The organism is Aeromicrobium changchenzhani (assembly GCF_057586615.1).
Map to the genome: position 1 here is coordinate 595,241 of NZ_CM172480.1, position 17,417 is coordinate 612,657.

The following is a 17,417-nucleotide window of genomic DNA, read 5'->3' on the forward strand; positions in this document are numbered from 1 at the left end:
TGACTCGTCGGCGGGATTAGGCGGGATTAGTGGGGCTAGAGGGTGAAGAGGGTGTCTTTCTTGAAGTTCTTGAAGCCGAGTGTTCGGTAGACGGCTAGGGCGGGCGCGTTATCGCCTTCGACGTAAAGGATCACTTCGGCTACGCCCGCATCCTGTAGATGGCGCAGACCTCGGGCGGTCAGCGCCTTGCCCAGGCCGCCGCCCTGGGCAGCGGGATCGATACCGACGACATAAACCTCGCCACGGCGCTCACCATCGGGCAGCGCCTCAATCTTGGTCCAATGGAAGCCGACGATCACACCGTCTCGCTCAGCGACAAACAGTCCCGCCGGATCGAACCAGTCCGAACTCATCCGGCGGCGCAGATCGGCCAGATCCATCGCGCCCTGTTCGGGGTGCGACGCGAATGCCCGCCCGTTGACCGCAACGATCGCTTCGTCATCGCCAGCGGCATACGGGCGCAGTTCGACTCCGTCGGGCACGACCTCCGCAGCGATCGGACCGTCGAATTCGAGCCGCAGGATCAACAACGTACGGGCCGCGGTCAGCTTGAGCTTCGCGGCGAGTTTGACCGCGCCGGGCAGCTCGCCGTGCGCCCAGAATGAGGTTTCGCCCTCGTCCAGCGCCGCCTGAATGAGCCGGGTTCCGAACCCGCCGAGCCGAAAACGTGGATCGACCATCGCCTCGACCGGCGCATCGCCGAAGCCGACAGCGGCCGCCAACATGGTGCCGTCGGGCGCTTCGAAGCGGATGTCGACACGCGGCTTATCGCCAGCCGCCAAGGCCAGCAGGGTCGACTCGTTGAGGGGTTCGACATGGTCGAACGCGGTCACGCGCTCGGCAAGATCCAATACGCTCACGCCAACGAGCGTAGCTGCGCACCCACTTCGGCCGCGATCGCGCGTGCGAATGCTTCCGGGGTGTCGTCGTCATGCTCGGGGACGATGTGGTCGACGAGGCCGGACTCGAGCAGGTCGAAGGAGCGTATGCGTTGGGCATTCGCCATCTCGGGCGCATGCTCGATGTCGCCGTAGACGATCGCGCTGGCGCCCTCGGGCAGCAGCGGCGCAAGCCAAGAATGTTCAGCGGCAATCGTGCGGGCTGCCGGCAACAACGCGAGTGCGCCACCACCGCAACCTTCGCCGAGCAAGACCGACACCGTCGGAACCCGCATCGTGGACATGTTCGCGATGCAGCGCGCGATCTCACCGGCGATTGCGCCCTGCTCGGCCTCGGGGGAAAGCTCAGCGCCGGGCGTGTCGATGAAGGAGACAAGCGGGATCTGCAGCTCATTGGCCAACCGCATGCCGCGGCGCGCCTCACGTAGCGCGGCCGGGCCCATCGGAGTGGCGGGGGTCTGCGTCGTGCGGTCTTGGCCGATGACGACGCACGGTTGTCCGTCGAGTCGGGTCAGTGCCACGAGTAGCGCGCTGTCGCGCTCACCCTCGTCGGTGCCTTGGAGCCGAATCGTTCCGGTGCCGCCATAACGGATGACCTCGCGTACGCCGGCCCGCGTGTCGGTGCGGGTTCGCTGGATCGAGTCCCACGCGTCGCCGGTACGTTTGGCGGTTCCGGTGCGGTGTGCGAGTACGGGTTCTGATGGCGGATCGATGAGGATCGCGAGCGCCCGGTCGAGCATGCCCGGCAGTTCATCGGGGAGGACAACTGCGTCGATAATGCCGTGGCGGGTGAGGTTTTCCGAGGTCTGGATACCCGGCGGGAAGGCACGGTTGTTGAGCAGTTCATAGACCTTCGGGCCGAGAAACCCAACGAGCGCGGCGGGCTCGGCGACGGTGATGTGGCCGAGTGATCCCCACGACGCGAACACGCCGCCGGTGGTCGGATGGCGCAGATAAACGAGGTAAGGGAGTCCAGCGGCCTTGTGGTCCATCAACGCCCGGGAGATGTCTATCATCCGCACGAACGCGGGCGTGCCCTCCTGCATACGGGTGCCGCCCGATGCCGTGCCGGCAAGGATCGGCAGACCCTCGGCGGTAGCTCGGCGTACGGCCGCGGTGATGCGCAATGCGGCAGCCTGACCGATCGAGCCAGCCAGGAAGCGGAATTCGTTGGCGATCAGGGCTACCGGACGGCCGCGGATCAGCCCGCGGCCGGTGATGACCGATTCATCGGTGCCAGCGCGCTCGGCGGCACTGACAAGGGCGGCTTGATAGTCGGCCGAATGCCCCGAGATGTCTACCGGATCGTCCCAGGACTCGTAGGAATCGGTATCGAGGACTAGATCGAGCAGGTCGTGTGCCGATTGGCGGGTGTTCATGAATCCTCTTTCAACCAGTCGCGGATGATCGCGCCGTCTGAATTGAGTACCGGGAGCGTCAGTCGGCCCAGCGTCTCATGTTCGACTTCATTTAGTAGGTTTTGGCTCGTGGTCTGTTCCCCTGCGTAGACCTCGACGAGGTCCATCCCGGCCAGAGCCTGGGCGTCAGGCCGCGTACTCACGAGTCGTCCGCTCCCGAGTTCTGAACTGTCTCGACCTCATCCAGCCAGGCACGAACGCTGGCGTCGTGTTGCCCGAGGGTTGGCGGCGCAAGGTTTTGCTCGCGGCCCCCCGCGTAGGCGTTGTCGTCGAACCGCAACGGCGGTCCGGGCAGCCGGATCGGGCCAGCGGTCGGATGTTCGACCTCGATCAGCAGCCCTTGGGACAGGGTTTGCTCCCAAGCATAGACCTCGTCGAGCGACCGCACTTTTCCGGCGGGCACCCCGGCATCGTCGAGACGCTGCAGCCACACCTCGGCACCTTCGGACGCGAACACGTTTTCGATTTCGGCAATCAATTCGACCCGATGCGCCACCCGGAGCTCGTTGCTGGTGAACCGCGGGTCGGCTACGTCGAGCTCGGCTACTGGGGCGAACCGGCGCCAGAGCGCGTCGCTCCCGACGGCGAGTTGGACGGCTGCGTCGGCAGTTTGGAACAACCCGTACGGCGCTATCGAGGCATGCTGGTTGCCAATTGCCCGCGGGGTCTCGCCGGCAACGGTGTGGCGGGTGCCTTGGAACGCGTGGACACCGATAATGCTGGCAAGGAGGCTGGTGCGCACGACACGGCCCCGACCCGTCTGGTCGCGCTCGTGCAGCGCAGCGAGGACGCCGTACGCGCCATACATTCCTGCCAGTACGTCGCCTATTGGCAAGCCAACCTTAGTTGGCTCAGCGGGCCCCGAACCGGTGAGACTCATCAGTCCGGCCTCGCCCTGAGCGATCTGGTCGTAGCCGGCGCGACCGCCCTCAGGTCCGTCGTGACCGAAGCCGGTGATTGAGAGCACAACCAGCCGCGGGTTGATCGTGTGCAATTCCTCGACGGAGAAGCCAAGCCGGTCGAGGACTCCGGGCCGGAAATTCTCCATCAGCACATCGGCCTGACGCACCAGGCGGCGGAGGAAGTCTTTGCCCTCGTCGCTTTTGAGGTCCGCGGTTACCGATTCCTTGTTGCGGTTGCACGACATGAAGTACGTCGACTCGCGTTCGTCCGCCGCACCGATGAAAGGGGGTCCCCATGACCGCGTGTCGTCACCCGTACCGGGCAGCTCGACCTTGATGACGCGAGCCCCGAGGTCGCCCAGCATCATCGCCGCGTGCGGACCTGACAACGCGCGGGTGAGGTCAGCGACAAGTACATCGGATAGCAGTTCCATCGAACGAGTCTCCCTTGGCTCAGTGGCTGAGTCTCCTGAATACTGGACCTCCGTTACACTCATGTCAAATATGGCCGCCCAGCGAGCCGCCCGCGAGAAAGGAAGTCTCATGGAAGACCCACCTGCGCCGTCCAAGGGAGGCGACCCGGTCGCATTTGCGCTCCGGCCGATGCACCGGTCTCGGCTGTACGAACAGCTTGTGGAACGGCTGTTATTGCTGATTCGGGAGCTCCACTTGTCAGCCGGAGATTGGCTTCCTCCTGAACGTGAACTCGCAGCCGGACTCGGCGTCAGCCGCACTTCCGTGCGCCAAGCGTTAGTGGTGCTCGAGGTCCAGGGACTGGTCGAAGTTCGTCACGGCGAGGGCACGATTCTGATGGGTTCCCGCGCCGACTCGGCGGTTCTGTCGGCGGTCCAGGCGCACACCCGACGGCTACCGGAGATCATCGAAGCCCGCGAGGCGCTCGAGGTCAAGATTGCGAAGTTGGCCGCGATACAGCGCACCGACGAAGATTTGACGCGGATTGATGCCGCGTTGGCTGTCATGGAACGTGACATCGACGCAGGCGGGCGCGGCTTGGAGGGTGACGAGCTCTTCCACCGCGCGGTTACCGCGGCGGCGCGGTCGTCGTTGCTTACCGATCTGATGGCGGCGATCTCGACGGCTATTCACGAGAGTCGATTGGAGTCGTTGTCCCAGCCAGAGCGTCCGGAGCAATCCTTGGCCGGTCACCGGGAGATTGCGGATGCAATCCGCGCCCAGGACGAGGCGGTCGCGGGAGAAGCGATGGCTGAGCACCTTCGTATGGTGAGCGACGTTGCGCTCTTGAGAGACGCAACGCTGACCGGAGAGATAATTCGCGAACTAGATGAATGACGTCATCCTGCTGTTCGTCGCCGGTATCGCAGCTGGTTTGGCGAGCAGCATCGCTGGCCTTGCTTCTTTGTTCAGCTACCCGGCCCTCCTCAGCGTGGGATTGGCGCCCGTCGCTGCGAATGTGACCAACACCGTGGCCCTGCTTGGCGGCGGGGTCGGTGCCATCTTGGGGTCTCGACCCGAGTTGCGTGGGCAAGCTCCCCGGCTGCGGCGGCTTGGAACCTTGGCGGTCCTCGGTGGCGCCTCGGGTGCAGCGTTGCTTCTCGTGTTGCCCGGTGGATCGTTCGTCGTAGTGGTTCCCTGGCTCATTGGGTTTGCGTCGGTGATGATTTTAGTGCAACCACACCCCTCATTCCTCCGGACGCTCGCGCACGGCGGCGACAGCTTAGGGATGAGCGTGGGCATCTTTTTGGTGGCTATGTATGGGGGCTACTTTGGTGCTGCCGCAGGAGTGCTGATCCTGGCTCTGCTCGTCGCCGCCACCGACGGCAACCTTCCCCGTAGCAATGCGTTGAAAAATCTCCTGTTGATGCTCGCCAACGGAGTCGCCGCTCTGGCCTTCGTAGTACTCGCTCCGGTGGCCTGGGCCGCAGTGGTGCCGCTCGGTATTGGCAGCCTAATTGGCGGCCGCATCGGGCCGATCGTCGTACGTCACGTGTCCGCCCAACTGTTGCGTACGTTGATCGGACTCGCCGGCATCGCACTGGCAATCAAGCTCGGGATCGACGCGTACTTCTGATCAACACCCCAGCACATCGGCCAGTTCGAGCAGGCCGGTCACTTCCTGCGTAGGCCTCGGCCCACTGGAAGCCAACTGATGACCGGGCCGCAGCAGACGCACCGCGTCGATCCCCGCCGCTAAAGCTCCCCGTACGTCGCGCGCCGACGTCGCGATGTGCAAAAGGTCGCCAGCGCACGCTGCTTTAGCCCGCTCGTAAATCCTTCGATCTGGTTTGTAAGCTCCAAGCCGCTGCGAAGTAAGTATGAGCTCCGGGGGAACAACGCGGCTCCCCCGGTGCGGGAATCGGTCAGGGCACTGAATAGATCGAAGGTGATGACTGGCGCAGGCAAAGTCTCCAAGGCGGCGAACTGATCGCACTAATACAACATGTTCGGCAGCCAGGTAATGACCCCCGGGAAGATCGAGAAGAGCACGATCGCTGCGCCGAGTACGAACGTATAGGGCAGCGCGCCCATCAGGATGTCCTTGAGCGGGACGTCGCGTACGACCCCATGCAACACGAACAGGTTGAGCCCGACCGGCGGCGTGATCAAACCGATCTCCATATTGATCGACATGATGATGCCGAACCAGATCGGATCGAAGCCGAGTCCAATTATGAGCGGGTAGAGGATCGGCGTGACCATCACGATGATGGAGACGGGCGGCAGGAAGCATCCCATTACCAGCAACACAAGGTTGATGATCACCATGATGACCCATCGGTTCAGGTCCATATCGGTGACGATGCTCGCCAATTCCTGCGGCACACGAAGGAAGCTGAGCACGGTCGCGATTACGCCGGAGAAAGCCACAATCATCAGGATCATCGTGCTCTGGTTCGTGGTTTCCAAGAGCACCTGAGTCAACTGTTTGCGACCGATACCTCGGTAAACAACACCGATGAGGATCAGCACGAGGACGACGCCGACTGCAGCAGCCTCGCTGGGGGTAGCGACGCCCGCGTAGAGCACTCCCAAGACCGCCACGATGAGCAGCAAGAATGGGATTACTTTGACCAGCGAGAAGAACCGCTGTGGCCAAGTGAATTCCGGAGCTTCGACAACCGTGCTTCCGCCTGTCGCTGGGGGCATCGTCCCGTCACCGGCCGCAACTAGCTCGGCCTTGCGTGCGAGCCGACGATCCTCAAGTTGGGTGCCGAAGTAGATCCAGATGCAAAAAAGAATCGTGATGACAATGCCTGGCACGATGCCAGCCGCAAATAATTTGCCAATCGACTCTTCCGACGCAATGCCATAGAGAATCAATGTCACGCTGGGCGGGATGAGGATGCCCAGCGTGCCGCCGGCTGCGACCGCTCCGGTCGCGATCCGGGCTGACACACCGCGTTGCCGCATCTCTGGTACTGCGACGTGGCCGATCGCAGCAGCGGTGGCCGCGCTCGATCCGGTCAATGCCGCGAAGATAGAGGAGGCCATCACGCTGCTCATCGCAAGCCCGCCGCGGATCCGCGACAGCCAGGCTTCCCCTGCTTCAAAGAGGTGCCTGCTGACGACCGACCCGCCGAAGAGGTTGCCCATCAGTACGAACAGCGGGATCGCCAGCAGGCCGAAGTCATTGGTCGAGTCAAAGACGAACTTGGCGAACAGGTCGAATTGAGATGGCCCCAGGAAGATCAGGATCGAAAGGATTGAGGTCATGCCGAGCGCGAAAGCGATCGGCATGCCGATGAGGAAAAATATGAGGGCCATCGCGGCGATGATGGCGCCCTGAGCGAGCGGATCCACGTCAAATTCCTCGGTCAGTCAGGGTTGGTCGGGCAGTCGCCACACCAGAAGTCTCAGCTGCGGTTGGCTGGTCGTTTTCGAGCGCTTCATTGGCGCGCAATTCTGGATTCTGCTGTTTTAGCAGAGCGACCTGGTCCAGTGGTTTCTTACCCAGCAGACCAAGTACTCCCTCGATGATGAACGCGAGGTACTGGCAGGCGACCAGCAGCATGCCGAGCGGCAGGATCGCGTAGACGATCGATAGTGGGGCAGCCCAGACGGTGGACGTGGTCCACCCATTCTGGGCTGCCTCCCACCAGATTTTCGTCGCGGTCCACAGCACCACCAGCACAACGAAGAGCGAGAGAATGGCGGCGACCAAACGCATTATGAGCTGCGGTCGCACGGACAAAGCTTCCACCACGATGTCGACGCCGACGTGAGCGTGGTGGCGAAGGCCGTAGGCGCCGCCGACGAAGGTGACGAACAGCAATAGGTACACGCTCAGCTCGGTCTGCCAGATGGTCGGGTGTCCGAAGAAGTACCGGGACATCACGCCATGCACGGTTGAGAACGTCGCACCAAGAAGCGCCAGACCGCTCAGGTAGCCGGTGACCTCCGAGGTCAGATTCGCCCATCTGAAGCTCAGGAAATATTTTAACGCGGTCATGAGGCAGACGGGTCTACAGCTGTGGCCATGTCGAGCAGGTTCTGACCATCGTCAACCGATGAAGCGAACTTCTTCCACTGCTTCTTGGCGAGCTTCTCCCACTCAGCAAAGTCTGAATCGTCCATCTGTACGACGTCCACCCCCGCCTTGGAGAAGACCTTCTCGACGCGTACATCGTCAGCTGCGGATGCCTTGTTGGCGAAATCCTGCAGGCCCTCGCCGACCGACGTGACGGCTTCCTGCTGCTTGGGGCACAACTTGTCGAAGGACTTATTACTGATGATCAGCGGCTCGAACATGAACCAGAACGTGTTCTTGGTGGGTGATGTGTATGAGTCGACCTGCTCCTGCAAGTTATACGACGCAAACGAGCCTGTGGAGGTCACCGCAGCGTCAAGGACGTGCGTCTGCATCGCAGTATAAATCTCGCTCGAGGGAAGGCTGGTGATTCCGGCGCCGGCGTCCTTAAGCATTTTCTCGACGTAACTTCCGGCCGCTCGCATCGTCATACCGGAACGAACATCAGCGGGCGATTGGATCGGCTTGCCCTTGACGCCTACGGCACCTGCGTTCCAGATCCAGACGAGCGGCTTAGATCCGGCCTTGTCCATGATCTCTTCGACCTTCTTACCGATCTTGGCGTCCTTCCACGCCTGCGCCTGCTTGTGGTTGCGTACCAATGCGGGCATCAGCGTGATACCGAACGCGGGTACCCGCCCGGAGGCGTAGTCCAGCGGAAAGACCGACATGTCGATCGCACCCTGCTGCATAGCGTCGTACTGCTCGGTGGCCCCGACTAGTGAATTGTTGGGATAGATCTGCACCTTGACCGAACCGTCTGTCTCCTTTTCCACCCCGTCGGCGAATTTCTGGGCGACCTGAGAGCGAAAGTCTCCGCCGCCGCCGGAGGTGGCCTCGGGCCATTGGTGGGATAGACGCAGCGTTACGTCTTCGCAACCACCGGCGGCGGAACTGTTGCCGCTTCCCCCACCACATGCGGTGGCGGCGAGCAACGGCAGCACGGCAATGGCCATGACAGACAAGTGACGGCGGCGGATCATATTGAGTTCTCCTTGGTAGGGGACGTGGCAACTTAAGATCGATGAAGCAATGGTGCAGTGGCAGACTGGCTGGTCCACTGGTCCACAGTGTGACTACAGACACATGCCTGTGTCAAGAACACGAAGCGACTGATCAAAACGGTAAAGGCAGTTGCAATCGAGGAATCATTTTCGAATGCTGGCAACAAGCCGGTTATGCATTCACTGTGAGGTGGTTTCCGAAGTTTTCTGTGGCTTTTGGCAATAGGATGCTGCTATGAGTATTCAGTTGCCGTCACAGATTTACCCTGTGGCACGACCGCGTCTGTATGAACAGGTGGCTCAGCAGATCACGACGTGGATCGCTGAGAACCAACTCAAGCCTGGTGACAGGTTGATGCCGGAACGGGATATGGCGAAAAGACTAGGTGTCAGTCGGGCGACCCTGAGTCAGGCGCTGGTTGCGCTCGAGGTTATCGGCGTCGTAACTGTGCGCCATGGGGACGGAGCGGTTCTCACCGAGCGCCCGGGCTCGGCAAAGATCATGGAAAAATTGCGCGAACATGCCAACCGGATGCCCGAGATCATCGATGCGCGGGATGCCTTGGAAACCAAGCTCGCCGCACTTGCTGCGGATCGCCACACGGCGGCCGACATGGATCGGATTGACTCAGCATTGGCGGCGATGGCAACTGATCTTGAGGCTGGCGGGCGCGGCGTCGAGGCTGACGAACTGTTCCACGCAGCGATCACGGCGGCCGCGCATTCGAACCTGCTGGCAACGATGATGGCCGAGATCAGCCACCTCATCTTGGAGACGCGGATCGAATCGCTGTCCCAGCCGGGTCGTCCACGCATCTCGTTGGCATTGCACGCGCAGATTGCCGATTGCATCAGGGCACGTGACGCTCTTGGCGCTGCGCGGGCTATGCACGAGCACGTCGAAGTGGTCGGCAACGTAGTTGCGTTGCACAGCTGAGGTTCACCTAGGCGAGGCTCAAGCCTTGACGTCGGCATCGGCAGTAGGCTCTGTTTCCCGGGCGGACTCCTTGGTGGCGACGAAGCGGTAGCCGACGTTGCGCACCGTGCCGATCAGCGTCTCGTTCTCAACTCCGAGCTTGGCACGCAGGCGGCGTACGTGAACGTCGACCGTACGTGTGCCGCCGAAGTAGTCATAACCCCATACCTCGTGCAGCAACTGCTGACGGGTGAACACCCGGCCGGGATGCTGAGCCAGGAACTTGAGCAGCTCGAACTCCTTGAAAGTCAGATCGAGGCTGCGATTCTGCAGCTTGGCGGTATAGGCCGCATCGTCGACGACAAGTCCGCTGGTGGAGATGAGGTGGCTGTCATCCTCGCCATCGGCTGCGGCGGCGAGCCGGCCGGTGCAGAGCCGTAGCCGTGCTTCCAATTCGGCGGGCCCCGCAGTCGTAAGAATGATGTCGTCCATGCCCCAGTCGGTCGCGACAACGGCCAAGCCGCCCTCGGTAACGACCAGCAACACCGGGCATTCGACGCCGGTCGTGCGGATAACCCGGGTGAGGCTGCGCGCCTGAGCGAGGTCATGGCGACCGTCGATGATCACGGCATCACAAGGCGGCGCGTCGATCAGCGCCGCGGCCTCTGCAGGGAGGATTTTGACGTGGTGCGGAAGGAGCGCGAGCGCAGGCAGCACCTCGACCGAGGACTGCGTGCTTTTGGTGAGTAGGAGCAGGTGCGACACCGTGCTACCTCCAGGCGGTGATTACACGTTAAGGCCATGGTGAGTCCACCGTGGCCTCATTGCATAGGCCAGAATACTGCATATGGATGACGCGGCGGCAGGCATACTCAAAGACATGGGCAACGTCACAGTGCATTATTGGGCCTCGGCTAAGCAGGCCGCGGGCATCGCAGGCGAGCAGGTTGAGGCCACCACATTGGCTGAATTGCTCGATGAGATCGACCGTCGTCACGGCGGCCAGGGCCGCTTCCGCGATGTGATCAGCACCTGCTCGATCCTGATCGGCGAGACCCCGGTTGGCGCCCGCGAGCCCGCGACCGTTGAGCTCCAGGACGGCGACACGGTCGAGTTCTTGCCGCCATTTGCCGGTGGTTGATTTATCGTATGTGATAAAAGTATGATGGCTGCCGGTCTCGAGCCAACTTGTCCGGCAATTGGGAAATCCGCGGCCTGCGGACACGCGCACGCTCAAGAGTCTGAGCGGCTACAAAGGCCTGGATGAATATTGGCAGGACTGGGATCACGTCACTGTTGCGTGCCGACAGATTGCGGCGCTCATGGTGACGGCAAGCGGAAAGGAGTGAGCCGACGATGGCATTGGTGTTTCGCAATCTTGATGTTGCGCCGTCGGATCCGGTCGGAACCTGGGGATTCGAGGGTCTTCTTGCCGCCGTCGATCGGGGCGGTCTGCACGACTGGCGCCGGATCACCGCAGCGGTTCGTCACGAACCGTGGGGTGATGTGGCTCAGGCCCTGGCACAGGTGTTTGAGGTCGCCGAAGATTCTGGCGTTGTTGGCGCGCTTCGTCAGTCGGTGTCGAATATCCGTCGCGATGCTGAGCGTTCGGAGCGCGCCGAGGTCGTCGAGACGATTCAGCAGCTGGTCGCTGCGTCCGGACTGGGTAAGGCCGAATTCGCTCGGCGGGTAGGTACCTCGGCGTCTCGCATGTCGACCTACCTTTCGGGCAAGACCGTTCCATCGGCGGCTCTCGTCGTGCGCATGAGGCGTTTGGCGACGCGCGACACGGTCGAGTTCTTACCGCCATTTGCCGGTGGTTGATCGCTACTGGCACGATTCGCATGTGCCCCGTGTCCAGTCGACCGCCCTGTCAATCGCTCTTGCCGGCGTATTGACCCTCGCCGCCTACACCGGCGAGTACTTCGTGGCGGCCGTCGTGCTTGTCACGCAGTGCCTGGTCGCGGCCGCGCCGACCCCGGCCGACGCTACTGGCCATTCGACCAACTCGCCCCGCTTCGCCGCGGCCGCCGTGGCAGGTTTGATCGCGACCGTCATCACGATCCATCCACAGCTGTTGATCGGCGCCAAGGGTACGACGTCGGGCACGATCGGTGCGGTCGACTCGGGCGTTTTCGCCGGTATGCTGCCCGCTGTCGCCGCGGGTGTCATCATCACCTTGATCGCGCAGATACTCCGCAAAGACGGACGCAGTGCGTTGATCCTCACCACCGGGTATGCGGTCACGATCTGTGCTTTCTCGGCCGTAACAGTCGGCTGGATCGGCGCTGCGCAATCGGTGGGCAGTGCGCCGGCCGTTGCCGTGTGTGCGATCGCGTTGAGCGTTGCTCTTCTTGTCTGGCTACTGCCGTGGGACCGTTGGATCATCGGCTGCGCCGCAGTGTCAGCCGGAGGTATCAGCGCCGGAATCTCAGCCGAATTGATCAACCACGGCACGACCATGAATTGGGCCTACGGTGCGATCGTCGGCGTTGCCGTCGCGCTGTTCGCCATCTTGGGTCAGATCCTCGGGCGGGCCTGGGGCGAAGGTCGGCGGCATGCGTCGTCGGGTTGGGGCTTCCCCGGCGCGATGTCAATCGTCTTGGTCTCACCCGTCGTTTTCGTCGCGGCGCAGATGGTTGGTCTGACGATCACCTTGCAATGAGGTCCGTTGCCGGCGAGTCGTATTCTTCTGTTGTGACCGGTTTCTTCGTCCTCCTCGGAGCGCTTGCTGCAACCGGGCTGGTTGCGTGCGCGATGGCGAAGAAGAATGGCTCATTCAAACAGCGCGATGACGCCGAACGGTTGAGCGCTGAGGACATTGGTGGGGTCTTGGGGGAGCGGGCGACACTCGTCCAGTTCTCCAGTTCATTCTGCGCACCGTGCCGTGCGACGCGAATCCTGCTCAACGATGTCGCGGGCAAGGTCGACGGTGTCACCACGGTCGAGGTCAATGCCGAGTTGCAGATTGATCTGGTGCGCCGACTCAACATCATGCGTACGCCGACGGTCCTCGTCCTCGACAAGGATGGCATCATCGTCCAGCGCGGATCCGGTCTGCCGCGCAAGGACAATGTGTATGCCGCGCTCGGCGAAGCGATCCCCTGAGTCAGCTTTTGTGCTGACCGAATCGCTGGTAAGCCGCTTGCCGGGTCGTGTCCAGTGCCGCGCCGATTATGGTCCATGAATCACCATGTTGACGCGCTTCAGCCACCGCTTGTCGTAGCGCAGCTTCAGCTTCAACCACCTGTTCACGAGCGGCAATAATCCCGCGGAACGAGCTTGCGTCGCGGCCAGTGTCCACTGCGGGATCCAAAGCGTCCAGAGCATCCTCAAGCGGATGGGCCACGGATATTTTGCTCATTTTGTTCACCTCAGATAGTTGTAAAATTTGGGTCGCAGCCGGTCGGAATGAATGATCGTGATGGGACTTGAGCTGGGGACTGCTACAAGTTCCAACATTCGGCCACTACGGTCCGGGCCAATGACCAGTAGTCGTTGCTCATGGTCGTATTCGAATTCGATGATGCGGATCGCCTGGCGAAATGCATGCATGGTGTCTGCCGCCAACACCCCATGTTTGAAGGCTGAATGCCGCAACTCCATTCAGGACTCCCATGCCGTAAAGATTACCTTTACAAAGGCCGTTCGTAAAGGGGCCCTGCCGACCGCACGTTTGTGGTTTTGCAGTCCGAGTTCAGGCCTAATATCAATGGTGGCAGGAGGGTCTGACAGGCATCGCCGTGCCGCCTTTAACGGCGCTGTCGGGCAGCGGTGATCCCTCGTACTGGCGGGCGGGGAGCGCGTTTGTGCTGGTCACGCTGCCTTCGTCTGATTGGCCAGCCCGCGACGAACTCGGGCGCGTTCGGCAGGGGTGAGTAGGCCTTTGCGCCATGCTTCTAGTGCTCCGTCCCGGAGGCGTTCGCGCATGGCGATGCCGCGACAGTCGAGTAGGGCGCGGGCCACTGTGGTGCTTCGTAGTCCCTCATAGATTGTGATTTCGCTTTCGGGGACGTGAGCGTCGACAAGGTGGATGAAACTAGGGAGCTGGGTTCTGGTGCGATGTGGAGTGCCGACGCTGATGCTCCGCGGGTTGACCTGGGCGAGATCGTGCAGGGCAAGCACCGCATCGGCGACTAGGTAGGCGCCGTCCCCTACACGTAGGAGCGCTTCGGCGAACTGGTCACGCTCTGTTGGCGGCACGTCGTTGAACCGATAAAGACCGTAGGCGAGGTTGGTGAGCGCTCCGCGGGCGGCGAGTTTGCGGAGCTCCACGGCGGGAATGGCGGAGTCGGCTGCGTCTTTGGTGGTGACGTAGCCGTGCTGGTCGTACGCGATGTCGCGTACTTGGTCACGATAAGTCATTGATGGCCTCTTCGCTCTGTGACCCAAACGTACCGTTTTCGGTACGGTTCGACCATCATTTAGGCTTGGATAGATTGCATTGTGTATGCAAGGGACTATCAACGTTGTGACGGCCTAGATCAAATCGTCTACGGCGATATGTGGGTATCGCTGCAGAAGTAAAACTGTCCCTCTATGGCGAATCGGCGCGACAGGAGTGCTTCGAGCGGCTGCTACCCGCACTCGAGCGTGGTGAATGCGGCGACGACCCTGTGAATCGCCAGCCGACGAACATCTTCTCTGGCTACCGGACACGGTTTGCTATGCCGTGCGGCGTCAGGTCATCTCGAAGAAGGCGGATCTTTTCGCGGCAATCGAATCCAAGATTATGCGGGCCTAGAACAAAAGCAGCCCCAGGTTGCCGTGGCTACACCTGAGGCCAGGCCAGCAACATCGATCACTCGATATGGCCAGCGTCTTGCTCGTATAGAACTTTACCCAATTTCTCCCAGCCACGCCGAGCCGAAGATTTTTCTCTCTAGTTCCGCGTCACCCCGAGCCGAGAGATGACAGACTCTCCGACTGTGGCTGACTTCGGATCGTCGTTGTAGATGACCGACCTACTGACGGCCGAGACCGTGAATCTGCTCATGGTGAGTTTCGGCGTCGGCATCGTTATCGGCTTGACTGGCATTGGTGGCGGCGCGTTGATGACGCCGGCCTTGATCTTCCTCAACATTCCGCCCGCAGCTGCGGTTGCGAATGACCTGGTTGCCGCCGCAGTCAACAAGTCGGTAGGGGCATTAGTCCACTGGCGACAGGGCTCGCCCAACCTCCGCCTGGCCGGCTGGTTGATCGCCGGTTCGGTTCCGACGGCCTTCGCCGGTGCCTTCATCGTTGACGCGCTCGGTACGAAGGATGAGCAGGCATCCTTCCTGAAGGCTGCGATTGGCGTGGCACTCCTGTTGGCTGCCGCGACGTATGCACTCCGCGCCTACCTGTCACGCCGGCGGAACAACGACGAAGGGACGGCCGTCGACGTGACGGTCCGGCCGCTGCCGACCTTCCTGCTCGGTGCCGTCGGCGGGTTGCTCGTCGGCCTGACCTCGGTCGGCTCGGGCTCGGTCATCATGGTCGTGTTGTTGTTGATGCATCCGCGATTGTCGCCGGTGAAACTGGTTGGCACCGATCTCGTCCAAGCCGTCCCGCTGGTCGCCTCGGCGGCATTGGGTCACCTGATCGTTAGTGGCGCTGATCTGGCAATCCTCATTCCGTTGATCATTGGCGGCAGCCCGGGCACATTCCTCGGCGCCCGGCTGGCCAATCGGGTCCCGCAACAGATGATCAGGCGCGCGGTGGTGATTGTCCTCTTTCTAACCGGATTAGGACTACTCAAGGTGCCGCCGGTGGCAATCGCAATCATCGGTGTGGCGATGCTGATGCTCGAGTCGATACGCCACTCTATGAGACGAAAGTCCATATCCTGAGACCTGAGATAGGCCCTTCGGTAGGGGTCGTATTCTTGAGCCATGTTCCAAACGACACACCTCACGCGACGCCGGGCAGTGGACAACTGCCGTACGCGTTCCGCGCTGTGTCGAATGCGCTGATTCATCACATCCGCCCTTGTGGCACGTCCATGACCTTGTGAATTTCTGACTTCAGCGTTGGAGCAACCCCATGTCTCACCCCACTCACGTGGATCCTCGCGGCCTGCGTTTCGGTGCCGCCATCACCTCAGTCGTTCTGGCTGTCTCGTTGGTAGTACCGGTACGCATCGCCATATCGCTCCTGACAATCCAGGCGATCGTGTTTGCCCTCGGCGCGTTCGGCGGTCTGCACACCGCGCCGTATGGGTTGCTGTTCAAGCAGGTCATACGCCCACGAATCGGCGCGCCGACTGAGTTCGAAGATGCTCGGCCACCACGGTTCGCTCAGCTCGTCGGCCTGCTGTTCTTGGTCGTCGCACTGGCCGGATTTGCCGGTGGCGTGGACCTCATCGCCTACATCGCAACGGCATTCGCGCTCGTCGCGGCATTGCTCAACGCATCTGTCGGCTTCTGCCTCGGCTGCGAAACCTATCTCATCTTGCGCCGGCTAACCCCGGTCAAGGTTGCGGCATAACCCATACCCATCACTCATACGAACAACCGCCCACACGGGCACTAACCGGAGGTACACCATGAGTCGCGATACAGCGCTCGTCAGCACGGAATGGGCCGAGCAAAACCTCGGCACCGACAAGATTGTTTTCGTCGAGGTCGACGAGGACACCGAAGCGTACGACAAGGGCCACCTGCAGGGCGCCATCAAGCTCGACTGGCGCAAGGACCTGCAGGACCCGATCCGCTTCGACTTCATCAACAAGGACGACCTGGAAAAATTGCTGAGCGCGAAGGGTGTCGCGAATGACGACACGATCGTGTTCTACGGCGGCAACAACAACTGGTTCGCGGCCTACGCCTACTGGTACCTCAAGTTGTATGGCCACAAAAGCCTGCGCCTCGTCGATGGTGGCCGTAAGAAGTGGGAGCTCGAGAGCCGCCTGTTGACCGACGAGGCCACGATCCGTCCGGCCACGACCTACACCGCGCAGGAGCCGGATACCTCGATCCGCGCTTTCCGTGATGATGTTGTCGCGGCGATTGGCACGCAAAACCTGATCGACGTCCGTAGTCCCGATGAGTTCGCTGGTCGACTGTTGGCGCCAGCACATCTGCCGCAGGAGTCGGGCAAGATCGGTGGTCACGTACCCACCGCCGGCAACGTGCCGTGGTCCAAGGCAGCCAATGATGATGGCACCTTCAAGAGCGATGAAGAACTCAAGACTCTCTATGGGAATGCGGGCCTCGACGAAGGCAAGGACACGATCGCCTATTGCCGTATCGGTGAGCGCAGTTCGCACACCTGGTTCGTATTGTCCGAACTCCTCGGCCTCAAGAACGTCAAGAACTATGACGGCTCGTGGAGCGAGTACGGTTCGCTGCGCGGCGTCCCGGTTGCTATTGGCGACGAGCCGGGTGTCGCCTGATGTGCGGCGCGATCAAGGGCGGCCCGTCGCTCGACGGTGTCGATGTCGAGAATCAGGCAGTCATCCAAGGATTCGTGACTCGCGATGGCGAAGCGGTTGCAACGGCGTATGTGCGCCTGCTCGACCGCACCGGTGAATTCACCGCCGAAGTTCCAGTGTCGGTGACCGGCCAGTTCCGGTTCTTCGCAGGAGACGGGGAGTGGACGTTACGCACGCTCGCCCCCGGAGCCGACCCGACTGATCGCAAGGTCATCGCCAAGGTCGGCACCGTCGTCGACCTAGAGATCGAGATCGCGAAGCAACCCTCGCACGCCTAAACAGTGCACCAAAGACGCTGACGCCCAGATTTGTTCGAATCTTGCCCTTCCCATTTCCTTGAGTTCAAGGAGTCGACGC

The 17,417-nt window shown here is 61.7% G+C and carries 21 protein-coding genes; 11 read left to right on the top strand and 10 right to left on the bottom strand.

Translation table 11 applies throughout. The features are described from left to right. Nucleotides 1-35 precede the first annotated feature (35 nt). The 4 genes from mshD to AC2YB9_RS03115 are packed head-to-tail and all read right to left on the bottom strand — an operon-like array spanning nucleotide 36 to nucleotide 3,653. The gene (gene mshD / locus AC2YB9_RS03100; protein WP_487267295.1) at nucleotides 36-860 is read right to left on the bottom strand and encodes a mycothiol synthase; all 825 of its coding nucleotides are present in this window, start codon (nucleotides 858-860) and stop codon (nucleotides 36-38) included. Next, nucleotides 857-2,278 (bottom strand): carboxyl transferase domain-containing protein, encoded by a 1,422-nt coding sequence (locus AC2YB9_RS03105; protein WP_487267296.1) that lies wholly within the window; start codon nucleotides 2,276-2,278, stop codon nucleotides 857-859. The genes mshD and AC2YB9_RS03105 overlap by 4 nt, the downstream gene beginning before the upstream one ends. After that, complete coding sequence (locus AC2YB9_RS03110) at nucleotides 2,275-2,460, bottom strand: hypothetical protein (RefSeq protein WP_487267297.1); 186 nt, start codon at nucleotides 2,458-2,460, stop codon at nucleotides 2,275-2,277. Before AC2YB9_RS03110 ends, AC2YB9_RS03105 begins: the two co-directional genes overlap by 4 nt. Continuing rightward, on the bottom strand, nucleotides 2,457-3,653 hold the full coding sequence (locus tag AC2YB9_RS03115) for a CaiB/BaiF CoA transferase family protein (RefSeq protein ID WP_487267298.1): 1,197 nt from the start codon (nucleotides 3,651-3,653) through the stop codon (nucleotides 2,457-2,459). Before AC2YB9_RS03115 ends, AC2YB9_RS03110 begins: the two co-directional genes overlap by 4 nt. Nucleotides 3,654-3,762: 109 nt before the next feature. On the opposite strand from AC2YB9_RS03115, the gene AC2YB9_RS03120 reads away from it, so the two are divergent. Further along, nucleotides 3,763-4,530 (top strand): FadR/GntR family transcriptional regulator, encoded by a 768-nt coding sequence (locus tag AC2YB9_RS03120; protein WP_487267299.1) that lies wholly within the window; start codon nucleotides 3,763-3,765, stop codon nucleotides 4,528-4,530. Then, nucleotides 4,523-5,269: a sulfite exporter TauE/SafE family protein gene (locus AC2YB9_RS03125; RefSeq protein WP_487267300.1), complete on the top strand. Its 747-nt coding sequence runs from the start codon at nucleotides 4,523-4,525 to the stop codon at nucleotides 5,267-5,269. The genes AC2YB9_RS03120 and AC2YB9_RS03125 overlap by 8 nt, the downstream gene beginning before the upstream one ends. A gap of 359 nt (nucleotides 5,270-5,628) precedes the next feature. On the opposite strand, the gene AC2YB9_RS03130 is transcribed toward AC2YB9_RS03125, so the two are convergent. Genes AC2YB9_RS03130 through dctP form a run of 3 tightly spaced genes read right to left on the bottom strand, consistent with a single transcriptional unit; the run spans nucleotide 5,629 to nucleotide 8,709 of the window. Then, on the bottom strand, nucleotides 5,629-6,999 hold the full coding sequence (locus tag AC2YB9_RS03130) for a TRAP transporter large permease (RefSeq protein ID WP_487267301.1): 1,371 nt from the start codon (nucleotides 6,997-6,999) through the stop codon (nucleotides 5,629-5,631). Nucleotide 7,000: 1 nt separating this feature from the next. Continuing rightward, on the bottom strand, nucleotides 7,001-7,648 hold the full coding sequence (locus tag AC2YB9_RS03135) for a TRAP transporter small permease (protein WP_487267302.1): 648 nt from the start codon (nucleotides 7,646-7,648) through the stop codon (nucleotides 7,001-7,003). Next, nucleotides 7,645-8,709: a TRAP transporter substrate-binding protein DctP gene (gene dctP / locus AC2YB9_RS03140; RefSeq protein ID WP_487267303.1), complete on the bottom strand. Its 1,065-nt coding sequence runs from the start codon at nucleotides 8,707-8,709 to the stop codon at nucleotides 7,645-7,647. The genes AC2YB9_RS03135 and dctP overlap by 4 nt, the downstream gene beginning before the upstream one ends. 256 nt (nucleotides 8,710-8,965) lie before the next feature. On the opposite strand from dctP, the gene AC2YB9_RS03145 reads away from it, so the two are divergent. After that, complete coding sequence (locus AC2YB9_RS03145) at nucleotides 8,966-9,667, top strand: FadR/GntR family transcriptional regulator (protein WP_487267304.1); 702 nt, start codon at nucleotides 8,966-8,968, stop codon at nucleotides 9,665-9,667. An 18-nt stretch (nucleotides 9,668-9,685) separates the two neighbouring features. Here AC2YB9_RS03145 and AC2YB9_RS03150 read toward each other — a convergent pair whose 3' ends face one another. Beyond that, nucleotides 9,686-10,411 carry a winged helix-turn-helix transcriptional regulator gene (locus AC2YB9_RS03150; RefSeq protein WP_487267305.1) on the bottom strand — a complete coding sequence of 242 codons (726 nt, stop codon included), beginning with the start codon at nucleotides 10,409-10,411 and terminating at the stop codon, nucleotides 9,686-9,688. A gap of 82 nt (nucleotides 10,412-10,493) precedes the next feature. Between AC2YB9_RS03150 and AC2YB9_RS03155 the strand changes: the two genes are divergently transcribed. The 4 genes from AC2YB9_RS03155 (at nucleotide 10,494) to AC2YB9_RS03170 (ending at nucleotide 12,754) form a co-directional block, all read left to right on the top strand. Next, nucleotides 10,494-10,787, top strand: coding sequence for a MoaD/ThiS family protein (locus AC2YB9_RS03155; RefSeq protein ID WP_487267306.1), 294 nt, complete (start codon nucleotides 10,494-10,496; stop codon nucleotides 10,785-10,787). 215 nt (nucleotides 10,788-11,002) lie between these two features. Next, nucleotides 11,003-11,470: a helix-turn-helix domain-containing protein gene (locus tag AC2YB9_RS03160; RefSeq protein WP_487267307.1), complete on the top strand. Its 468-nt coding sequence runs from the start codon at nucleotides 11,003-11,005 to the stop codon at nucleotides 11,468-11,470. 22 nt (nucleotides 11,471-11,492) lie between these two features. Next, nucleotides 11,493-12,311, top strand: a complete 819-nt coding sequence (locus AC2YB9_RS03165) for a hypothetical protein (protein ID WP_487267308.1) — start codon at nucleotides 11,493-11,495, stop codon at nucleotides 12,309-12,311. Between the two features lie 32 nt (nucleotides 12,312-12,343). Then, a complete protein-coding gene (locus AC2YB9_RS03170) occupies nucleotides 12,344-12,754 on the top strand; it encodes a TlpA family protein disulfide reductase (protein WP_487267309.1) in 411 nt (136 codons plus the stop codon). Nucleotide 12,755: 1 nt separating this feature from the next. Here the strand turns inward: AC2YB9_RS03170 and AC2YB9_RS03175 are convergent, their stop codons facing one another. Together AC2YB9_RS03175 and AC2YB9_RS03180 are read right to left on the bottom strand one after the other, a co-directional pair. Further along, complete coding sequence (locus AC2YB9_RS03175; RefSeq protein WP_487267310.1) at nucleotides 12,756-13,010, bottom strand: hypothetical protein; 255 nt, start codon at nucleotides 13,008-13,010, stop codon at nucleotides 12,756-12,758. Between the two features lie 452 nt (nucleotides 13,011-13,462). After that, entirely contained in the window at nucleotides 13,463-14,011 is a 549-nt protein-coding gene (locus AC2YB9_RS03180) for a type IV toxin-antitoxin system AbiEi family antitoxin domain-containing protein (protein ID WP_487267311.1), read from the bottom strand. A gap of 590 nt (nucleotides 14,012-14,601) precedes the next feature. On the opposite strand from AC2YB9_RS03180, the gene AC2YB9_RS03185 reads away from it, so the two are divergent. The 4 genes from AC2YB9_RS03185 (at nucleotide 14,602) to AC2YB9_RS03200 (ending at nucleotide 17,338) form a co-directional block, all read left to right on the top strand. Then, nucleotides 14,602-15,477 carry a sulfite exporter TauE/SafE family protein gene (locus AC2YB9_RS03185; protein ID WP_487267312.1) on the top strand — a complete coding sequence of 292 codons (876 nt, stop codon included), beginning with the start codon at nucleotides 14,602-14,604 and terminating at the stop codon, nucleotides 15,475-15,477. A gap of 193 nt (nucleotides 15,478-15,670) precedes the next feature. Then, complete coding sequence (locus AC2YB9_RS03190) at nucleotides 15,671-16,114, top strand: DUF4395 domain-containing protein (protein WP_487267313.1); 444 nt, start codon at nucleotides 15,671-15,673, stop codon at nucleotides 16,112-16,114. 58 nt (nucleotides 16,115-16,172) lie between these two features. Then, nucleotides 16,173-17,021 carry a sulfurtransferase gene (locus tag AC2YB9_RS03195; RefSeq protein ID WP_487267314.1) on the top strand — a complete coding sequence of 283 codons (849 nt, stop codon included), beginning with the start codon at nucleotides 16,173-16,175 and terminating at the stop codon, nucleotides 17,019-17,021. Beyond that, nucleotides 17,021-17,338: a DUF1416 domain-containing protein gene (locus AC2YB9_RS03200; RefSeq protein ID WP_487267315.1), complete on the top strand. Its 318-nt coding sequence runs from the start codon at nucleotides 17,021-17,023 to the stop codon at nucleotides 17,336-17,338. Before AC2YB9_RS03195 ends, AC2YB9_RS03200 begins: the two co-directional genes overlap by 1 nt. The last annotated feature ends 79 nt before the right edge of the window (nucleotides 17,339-17,417 follow it).